The 8,271-nt window shown below is 43.7% G+C and carries 6 protein-coding genes and 1 pseudogene; 4 read left to right on the top strand and 3 right to left on the bottom strand.

Features of this window, described 5'->3' with window-relative positions:
• Both BUB35_RS17220 and BUB35_RS17215 read right to left on the bottom strand, forming a co-directional pair.
• A partial coding sequence (locus BUB35_RS17220) for a transposase (RefSeq protein WP_084730766.1) occupies positions 1-219 on the bottom strand: 219 nt, incomplete at its 3' end.
• Positions 220-270: 51 nt separating this feature from the next.
• Entirely contained in the window at positions 271-1,353 is a 1,083-nt protein-coding gene (locus BUB35_RS17215) for an RCC1 domain-containing protein (RefSeq protein WP_072853752.1), read from the bottom strand.
• Positions 1,354-1,679: 326 nt separating this feature from the next.
• Here BUB35_RS17215 and BUB35_RS17210 point away from each other — a divergent pair, with 326 nt between their 5' ends.
• Positions 1,680-3,710, top strand: coding sequence for an N-acetylmuramoyl-L-alanine amidase family protein (locus tag BUB35_RS17210; RefSeq protein ID WP_072853751.1), 2,031 nt, complete (start codon positions 1,680-1,682; stop codon positions 3,708-3,710).
• Between the two features lie 63 nt (positions 3,711-3,773).
• Here the strand turns inward: BUB35_RS17210 and BUB35_RS17205 are convergent, their stop codons facing one another.
• Positions 3,774-5,342, bottom strand: coding sequence for a PucR family transcriptional regulator (locus BUB35_RS17205; RefSeq protein WP_072853750.1), 1,569 nt, complete (start codon positions 5,340-5,342; stop codon positions 3,774-3,776).
• Between the two features lie 180 nt (positions 5,343-5,522).
• Here BUB35_RS17205 and BUB35_RS17200 point away from each other — a divergent pair, with 180 nt between their 5' ends.
• From BUB35_RS17200 to BUB35_RS17190, 3 genes and pseudogenes are all read left to right on the top strand, one after another.
• Entirely contained in the window at positions 5,523-6,824 is a 1,302-nt protein-coding gene (locus BUB35_RS17200) for a cytosine permease (protein WP_159432912.1), read from the top strand.
• 21 nt (positions 6,825-6,845) lie between these two features.
• Positions 6,846-7,937, top strand: a complete 1,092-nt coding sequence (locus tag BUB35_RS17195) for a DUF917 domain-containing protein (protein WP_072853748.1) — start codon at positions 6,846-6,848, stop codon at positions 7,935-7,937.
• 107 nt (positions 7,938-8,044) lie between these two features.
• Positions 8,045-8,271: pseudogene (locus tag BUB35_RS17190) on the top strand (hypothetical protein); the annotation flags it as partial.

Here is an 8,271-nt window from a genome sequence, read left to right as displayed (position 1 = left end):
GTAATCATCATTGTCAGAACGCTCAGATTTTTCATATCCGAGATGATCCTCCATTTCTGCTTCCATCATTTCTTTGATGGTTCCGCCCAGAAGGTCTTTTAGAGCTTCCTGAATATCCTCAGCTGTCTGAATATCGTATTCTTCCATGAGCTGATGAATAATGTTTCGTTTTCCCTCTGTCATTTGTACCCGATGTATGGGTTTCTTCTGTTTTGCCATAATAAAAGGTCCTCCTATGATTTAAATTTTACCATAGAAGAACCTCTTCAATTACATATTTACAGAAAAAGTTTCACACTGCCTGTTGACGTCTGTTTCAATTTCTGCTACATCATCCAAGATTTTTACGGGAGAGAATGCAGATTCGGTGGTACCGTTTCCTAGATTACCCTCGTCATTGTATCCCCATGCCCAAAGACTGTCATCCTCCCGCAGGGCAAAGGCATTGGTATATGTATCGAAAGCACCATTGCTAGGACAAGCGGTGCAGGTAAATGTTTTTACATGATCCAGAACTTTGGTGGGCGTTGATACCGTTTCTGTTGTGCCATTTCCCACAGCGCCATATTGGTTATATCCCCATGCCCATAAAGTCCCGTCTGTTTTCAGTGCGTACATGGTAGGTTCGCCACGGTCATAGCTGCGATAGAATTTTGCCACATGATCAGCGATGATCGTTGGTGATGAACTTCTGATGTATGATTCTCCCTGACCCAATTCCCCATACTGGCATTCACCCCAAGACCACAAATAACCATCCTGATCTATGGCAAAGCTGGTACTGGTATCTAAATCTGTAAATGCGGCTTGTTTCACGATACATCTTGGGGTTTTCATTTCCTCTTTCGTTAGACCAACCATTCCTGAAATATATCTGGTTTGATCATCCCAGACATATAAGTCCCCGTTGTCAGTGATGGCATGTTCCATATTTGGAACTGCCACATCATCCAGCAGTTTTTTCTTTGGGATAGAGGGGTTCATATCCGTAGGCAGTTCCCAAAGGGAATTGTCTGTATCCAATACATAAAATAAATCGTTATACATACCGGTGGGAACCACTTCCTTGATATTTTTCATGATGGGTTCTGGTTCCGTTGGCGGCAGAAAGGCATTACCAATATAAGGGTAATCTGGATAAACAGAATCCCATGCCCAAAGATTGTTGTCGCTATCAATATAAAAATTTGTTCTTTTGTTGTCGGCTGCCTTTTCTGCCGCATGAAAATAGAATCGGCTTTGATCCGTTTTTGCTGCGGTAGATGTATCAGTGTTGGTGCAGGCGCAAAGGATGGAAGTGCTAAGAAATGTCAATGCAACCAAACTGGAATAAATCCGAATCTTTTTCTTCATGGAAATGCCCCCTTGATTCCTTGTATCAATGATGCTGCAAATGAATTTTATAAAAATCATTGTCTGACATATCGCCTTTTTTATTCAACATATCACAATTTGTTTTGACTGTATATAAAGTTAAGAAAAACGCAAGAAACTTCTGGATTTCCATCATTTTTAGAGGTGCTTTCTTTCCCTGAATTTGACCAGTTTTTCCTTTTTCTCAGAAAATTTTTGAAGATATTCTTAACAATTTTCATTTTTGTTTTTTCTGTGTCTGGAAGATGGTAAAATGCAGATAGGGCATTTATGAAAACACAGGAAAAAGCAAAGGATGTGCGACAATGAATTGGAAAAAACTTCTGCTTACAACCCTTGCGCTGGGGTTATTGGGCGCGACAACGGTTTATGGTGAACAGGTGAAGATGGACTTATTTTATAACGGCAAACACCATGCCTATGCGGCAAAGGAAGTGAAAATAGAGATCGACGGAAAAGCAATGGTTCCCAAGGACATGCCTGCGGTCATCATTGACGGCAGAACCATGCTTCCCATGCGGCAGATTGCCCAGGAACTGGGATGTGAAGTCAATTGGAACGAAGCTGCAAAACAGATTTATGTCATGCGGGGAAGTGACATCATTGTTTTTACCGTAGACAGCAAAACAGGGTATGAAAACGGAAAGGAATTCACCATGGATGTTCCGGCGACCATCGTCAATGACAGAACTATGCTGCCTGTCCGGGCATTGGCAGATGCTTTGCATTTGAATATCAAATGGGATGACCCCAACAGAATTGTTTCCATTCAGAGCGGTGATACCGTCGTAAAGGATGAGCCAAAAGCACCGGAAAGCGGACAGACAACGACAGGCACATTGACGGGCATCCAGATGCCATCCGCGAAAGATGCTGACCAGACATTTACCATTCAGGCAGATGGACCAATGGGACGGTATGAAAAGACTTTTGTAGACGACCAGAAAATTGTTTTGGATTTTTATGGTGCAAAAAGCAGCCTTCCTGGTGAAATCACAAAAACAAACAGTGATATCGTTACAGGGATTCGCACTGCAACCCATGAAAATAATGGTGATTCCTTCACTCGCGTCGTATTTGATTTGAGCGGAAAAAAGGACTATGAAGTCACACAGAGTGCGGACAAGAAAAATATCACCATTTCTTTTGGCAAAACAACGGTGGACAAGATTTCCGCTGTTCACAGCCAGAATAAAGACATCATCACCATCGGTGGGACAGGCTCTTTTGGAGCCAGTGTTGCCATGACGGCTGACCCTCAGAAGATTGTTGTGACCATCCCTAATTGCCAGTCCAATTTGAATGATAAAATTAATACAGCTGACCTCCAGTATGTCTTGGATGGAAAGGTGGATACGTCTAAGGGGAATACGGTAGAATTGGTATTGGCGGTAGAAGATTTGGTGCAGTACAGCTATCGGGAAGAAACCCAAAACCTGATTCTGGAAATCTATCCGACGACATTGAAAAACATGCGTTATGATAAAAATGCCAATGTGCTTTATCTGGACAAAAAAGATAAAATAGACACAGGAAGCGTCAAGTTTGAAGATCATTATCTGGATGGATATTTTGATGTGACATTACCAGGAGATTATGAAAGCGATTACGGCTATGGTACATATGATGTGAAAGGAACGGTGGTAGAAAATATTGAAGTATCTACAAAAGGCGGCAATACCACATTCCGTTTCAAGCAGAAACGCATCAGTGCATATGAAGTGACTGATGAAGGGGACAGCTATGCTATCCGTGTGAAAAATCCCAAAGAAGTCTATGACAAAGTTTTGCTGCTGGATGCAGGGCATGGGGGCAAAGACCCGGGCACCAGCGGAAACGGTATGCAGGAAAAAAATCTGAATTTGACCATTGCCCAAAAGATTGCCCAGAAATTGCAGGGCAGCGGCATCAAGGTTTATATGACCAGAGATAGCGATGTTTATCCAGAAAATAGTACAAGGGCGAAAACAGCCAATGACATTGCCGACCTGATGGTTTCTATTCACATGAATTCTGGTCCGGAAACAGCAAACGGTACAGAAACTCTATATCAGGTTCATGCCAATGACAATGGGGCAAGGCTGACCAGCAAGCAGTTGGCAGAGATTTTGCAGGGAAAAGTGGTTTCTGCCACAGGCAATACCAACCGCGGGGCAAAACTCTGGACGGATGTATTGATTTTGAATAGAACCACAGTTCCATCAGTCATTGTGGAAGTGATTTTCATTACAAATACAGGGGATGCCCTGAAGATTTCCAATCCCGCTTATCAGGATCAAGTAGCTCAGGCAATCGCAGACGGCATCCAGGAAGCAGTAAAATATCCTTTGCGTTAGTATTTCTCAAAGAAAAAACACCTCATATACCTTTTGTTTCAGGTATGAGGTGTTTTCTTTTTATCACCCATCCATTTTTTGATATCGCCATAATGCCAAAGCCATATAAAAGTCGTAGGCAGCAGGCATCAGTGTAAAGTTGGTGTTGGTCAGCTGCCGGACTTTGTTCAGGCGGTATGTGACGGTATTGCGATGGAGGAAAAGGGTCTGGGCAGTGAGATTCAGTTTGCTGTCGCAGTCGATCATATATACCCCTAATGTGGTCAGCAGGTCATCGCTGTCTTGTTTCAGTATTTCTGCCAGATTGGAAAGATATTTGGTACGTTTGTTTTCCGTTTCCGCCAGTGCGATGATTTCCTGAGAAAGCATGATGTCATGGGTATCCCAGTTTCTGCGGTTTTGGAAAATCTTGTATAATGCGGGCAGGCTTTTGCGGAAATCCATATAGGTTCTTTTCAGAGCGGCAATGTCTTTGCTGCCTTCATTCATAAAGAATGTGGCTTTGGGATCAAATTTATCTGTAAAGCGCCACAATTCCTCAAAAAGGGCTGCATCCATGCTGTTTGTCAGGTCAAAAGCCGAAAGAATGACAATCTGGTTATCAATGATATCTTCCAGAAAGTATTTTTTGTAATCATAGAATAATGCCAGTAGGTGTGCCTTTAGTTCCTGAATATCGCCGCCGCCGGGAGAAACGATGATGAGGTTGGTAATGTGGGAAAAGGGAATGCCTGCCGCATTAAGATAACGGTTTGCGGCGCCGGTTTCTGTTTTGAAGATCAGAGAAAGCAGTGTTTCCGGCGATGATAAATCCAGAGAGTATCCCCAGAGGGTAGAGAAGAACAGGGTACAGGTGCACATATTATGCAGGATACTTTCGTCCAAAACCGTGTTGTGACAGGAAGCATACATTGTCATGCGGATGTTGGAGGCGTAGGAAAAGTCCATTTTGTAGATATGTACGGTTTTGTCCTGTACCATCAACGTTTTCTCCCAATAGCCTGTGGGCGCATTATGAAATTGTTCATAGAAAAAGTCAGAATCGCCGCTGATATAGGTGGGGCGGTACTGTGACTGGAAATAAAGCTGGGAAGCACCAGTCAGCAGCAGATTGCATTTATAATGGTTGGAAATGATGTTCAGCAGGTTTTCCATGGTGCGGACTTCAAAGGGCAGCTGTTCCAGCCGTTTTTTGGTGGTGTCGATAAAGTCCTGAGAGGCGTTTTGATCTTGTATGATGGCAGTCATTACATCGGTGATGATGTCGCTGTATTTGATGGAATAATTTTCGGAACGCAGCTCAATGAGGGGCAGTTCCAGCTTATCTGCCAGATAGATGACTTTTTCATCAATTTCCGGTATGACGGCACCCACGTAAAACAGCACCAGCGCAATGGCACCGGTGTCCGCTAGTTCTTTCAGGGCTTCACATTGCTTTTCCACATCATCTTTGATGGCATAGAAAGCGGAAATAATCAATTCGTTTGGTGTGAATACATCAAAGTCGGAAAGGGAGAAAAACTCCATGACAGAAACAGAGGATACGATTTTATCCAGACCGTTTTTGCCTGCCACAACATTTCCGAAACTGAAAGAGGGCAGGTTCAGACAATCTCGAATGGTGATACTCATAAAAATACTCCTTGCACAAAAATTTTCTGTTATTATACTATGAAACAGCAAGGACAACAACCTTTTTTGTGCATGTGCATAAAGGATATGCGGTGTTTTTTCCTGCGTGCACAAAGTCAAATGAATGAGAACATGATAACATATAGAAAAACAAAGAAAGGAATCAGACAAAAGAGGGCTATGGAAAAAGAAACAATCACGAAAGACAAAAAAATAAAAGAAAATCAGAAAGAAACCACCGCATTGCAGGTGATTCCCGCTGAACAGCGAAAAGACTGGGTTTCTCTGGCATTTGTGCAGGCAGGTATTTGTGTCTGCGTACCGGCGTTTTTGCTGGGTGCAATGTTGGCAGAGGCTATGCCAATCTGGTCGGCTATCATTTCCGGCTCTTTGGGCTATCTGGTGGTTGTCATCGGTATGGTTATCACAGGTATGATGGGCTGTGACCTTGGCGTTCCTTCCTGCACAGCATGTGAAGCCGGTTTCGGGAAGAAAGGCGCAAGATTTATTGTCAGCATCATTTTTGCCGTGAATTTAATCGGCTGGTTTGGTATTCAGAATGGTGTCTGTGGGGAAGCCTTTACCAATGGTTTGCAGGCAATGACAGGGATTCACGTTCCTGTTGTGGTATCCAATACTGTTTGGGGTCTTATTATGCTGCTCACTGCTGTTTACGGTATGTCAGCATTGGAAAAACTGGACAAGATTTCCATTCCACTGTTGATGATTATTATGTTTTTTGGTTTGTATCTGGCATTCAAGATTTACGGCAGACAGGGTCTGGAAACAGAAACTGTACAGACCATGAGTTTTATGAGTGGTGTGGCATTGTCCTTTAACTTTACAGCAGTAGGGACTATTAACGCAGCGGACTATACCAGATTCCAGAAGAGCAGAAAAGATACAGTGAAATCTGTATTCTACGGTGTATTCCCTATGGGTGTGATTACACTGATTATGGGGATCCTTCTGACAAAGATTTCCGGGGAATATGACATCAGTATGGTATTGATTAACGTTGGACTGCCTCTCTTCGGCATTGCGGCTATGATTATTTCCACCTGGACAACCAACTCCACCAATGCTTACAGCGGAGGTCTGAACATCGTTATGGCGTTCAAACTGAAAGATAATAAAAGACGGGAAGCCACTCTCGTAGCTGGTATTCTGGGTATTGTGCTGTGCAACCTGGGTGTTCTGTCTCATATTGAAGGTGTCCTGAGTCTGCTGTCTTATGTGGTTTGCCCCATTGGCGGCGTCATCATTGCCGATTACTGGATTGTAGGCAAGGGCAAAAAAGAGAATTTCAGACCTGTAGATGGCGTGAACTGGTGCGGTGTGATCTCCTGGTTCATCGGTGCACTTTGTGCATATTTCCTTGTAAAAGTTGAATTCTCCGGTATTATCATCGGCGGAATCGTTTATCTTATCTTAGAAAAATTCATGCCTTCCACTTCAAGAGATGGCATTTGTGAACAGTAAAAAAAGAAAGGATGTAGCAACATGAGAGAATTGAAAAAACAGGATATGATAGATATTTTGTACGGCTGTGCCGTTCTGGGTACTGGCGGCGGCGGTCCTCTGGAAGAAGGTCTGGCAATGATGCAGAAGCACTTTGACAATGACGAAGTGCTGCAGCTCATCAGTCTGGATGAACTGCCCGATGATGAATATGTGGTAACACCTTATGGCTGCGGCGCACCTTCTGCAACTGGTTTGAACCCTAAATTCAAAGATTTGGAAGTTTCCGAAGTGGTGCCTTCTGTTCTGGCAATGGAAGCGCTGGAAGAAGCATTGGGTAAAAAAATCTATGCCGTAGGTTCCACAGAACTGGGCGGGGCAAACACAGCAGAAGCCCTTCATGCGGCGCTGGAAAAAGGCGTGCCTCTGCTGGATGCTGACCCTGCCGGCAGATCTGTACCTGAATTGCAGCATTCTACATACTATGTAAAAGGCGTGCCCATTTATCCTATGGGTGTGGCAACTCGTTTCGGCGAAAAGATTGTTATCCAGAACGTACAGAATGACCTGAGAGCGGAAGATATCGTCAGAGCCATTGCTGTTGCCAGCGACAACATGGTTGGCGTTGCAGACCATGCCAACGTGGGCAAAGTCATCAAAGAATCTCTGATTCCTGATATGATCACTTATGCTCAGGAAATCGGTCAGGTTTTGAGAGAAGCAAAAGAAAAAGGTGCAGATGTGGCACAGGCTATCGCTGACGCAAAAGATGGCAAAATCCTGTTCAAAGGCGCAGTCACAGATTTCCCTTGGGAAACAAGAGATGGTTTCAACTTTGGTGAAATCCATCTGGCAGGCGAAGGGGAATATGCAGGTGAACAGTACAAAATCTGGCTGAAGAATGAAAATATCATTTCTTACCGCAATGGTGAAGTAGATGTGGTTGCACCTGATCTGATCTGCATGATCGGCGAAGACGGCAATCCTCTCACATCTCCCAATTTCGGTATCGGTCAGAAAATGACAGTTCTGGCACTGCCTTCTCCTGAAATCTGGACAACACCGGAAGGTCTGGCATGCTTCGGCCCCAAACATTTTGGTCTGGATGTGGAATACAAACCTTTCAAAAAATAATTGAAAAAAGAAAAAGGCTTTCTGTTTCTGAACAGGTCCAGTAAAAACGGACAATGACAAAAAGCCCCCTTATGTAGGATAATAGAACTACATAAGGGGGTCTCGCTATGTCCGGAAAAAAAGGAATGAAAAAGTATCCAGCGGGGATACGAGAGGAAGTTGTATCACGAATCAGAGCAGGAGAAAGTCAGCGTGCTTTAAGTCAAGAGTATGGGATTAGTCGATGGGCAATTCACTGCTGGCTAAAAGAATCTGTCCTTCCAAAGACACGAGGGCGCAAACCTGCAAAAACACTGGCAGAATACAAGTATGAGAACAAACGACTAAAGATGGA

It is taken from the genome of Anaerotignum lactatifermentans DSM 14214 (assembly GCF_900142265.1).
GTDB classification, from domain to species: domain Bacteria; phylum Bacillota; class Clostridia; order Lachnospirales; family Anaerotignaceae; genus Anaerotignum; species Anaerotignum lactatifermentans.
This window is presented reverse-complemented; position numbering and strand designations above follow the sequence as displayed.